The following is a 1,338-nucleotide window of genomic DNA, read 5'->3' on the forward strand; positions in this document are numbered from 1 at the left end:
GGTGAAAAGAACCCCGGGAGGGGAGTGAAACAGAACATGAAACCGTGTGCCTACAAGCAGTGGGAGCCCGATTGAACGGGTGACCGCGTGCCTGTTGAAGAATGAGCCAGCGAGTTACAGCGTGGGGCAGGTTAAGGCGGGAATGCCGGAGCCAAAGGGAAACCGAGTCTGAAGAGGGCGAGAGTCCCATGCTGTAGACCCGAACCTGGGTGATCTAACCATGGCCAGGCTGAAGCTTGGGTAAAGCCAAGTGGAGGGCCGAACCGGGTGATGTTGAAAAATCATCGGATGAGCTGTGGTTAGGGGTGAAATGCCAATCGAACCCAGAGCTAGCTGGTTCTCCCCGAAATGCGTTGAGGCGCAGCGTCGACAGGTACCTGGTGGGGTAGAGCACTGAATCGGTGCGGGCGGCGAGAGCTGTACCAAATCGAACCAAACTGCGAATACGCCAGGGTTAGTCGGCAGTGAGACGGTGGGGGATAAGCTCCATCGTCGAGAGGGAAACAGCCCAGACCACCAACTAAGGCCCCCAAGCCATCGCTCAGTGATTAAGGAGGTGGGGGTGCCCAGACAACCAGGAGGTTGGCTTAGAAGCAGCCACCCTTTAAACAGTGCGTAACAGCTGACTGGTCAAGCGCCCTTGCGCCGAAAATGGACGGGGCTAAGCGATGCGCCGAAGTTGTGGATGGTGATGGTAGGGGAGCGTTCCGCAGTAGGGTGAAGCGTCAGCGGAAGCAGACGTGGACGAGGCGGAAGTGAGAATGTTGGCTTGAGTAGCGCAAACATTGGTGAGAATCCAATGCCCCGAAAACCCAAGGGTTCCCCCGGAAGGCTCGTCCGCGGGGGGTTAGTCGGGACCTAAGGCGAGGCCGACAGGCGTAGTCGATGGAGACAGGGTGGATATTCCCTGACTGACAACTGGAGCTGAAGAGGGACGCACAAGAGCAGGCCACACCCTGACTGGATTGGGAGGGGTCTACGGACTCCGCGTGGCTGAGGGTAGTGCCAAGAAAAGCTTGTAGGCGATGAAAGTTGTCACCCGTACCCGAAACCGACACAGGTGGGTGGGTAGAGGATACCTAGGGGCGCGAGAGAACCCTCTCTAAGGAACTCGGCAAAATGACCCCGTAACTTCGGGAGAAGGGGTGCCAGTGCAAGCTGGTCGCAGTGAAAGGGCCCAGGCAACTGTTTACCAAAAACACAGGTCTCTGCTAAGTCGCAAGACGACGTATAGGGGCTGACGCCTGCCCAGTGCCGGAAGGTTAAGGAAGTCGGTTAGCGCAAGCGAAGCTGGCGACCGAAGCCCCGGTGAACGGCGGCCGTAACTATAACGGTCCT

Annotated in this window: 1 rRNA gene; it reads left to right on the forward strand. The window is 58.0% G+C overall.

What is annotated here, in order from left to right:
* A 23S ribosomal RNA gene (locus tag NW815_RS09595) occupies window positions 1-1,338 on the forward strand; the annotation flags it as partial.

The organism is Synechococcus sp. R6-7, from assembly GCF_047461695.1.
Taxonomy (GTDB): domain Bacteria; phylum Cyanobacteriota; class Cyanobacteriia; order Thermostichales; family Thermostichaceae; genus Thermostichus.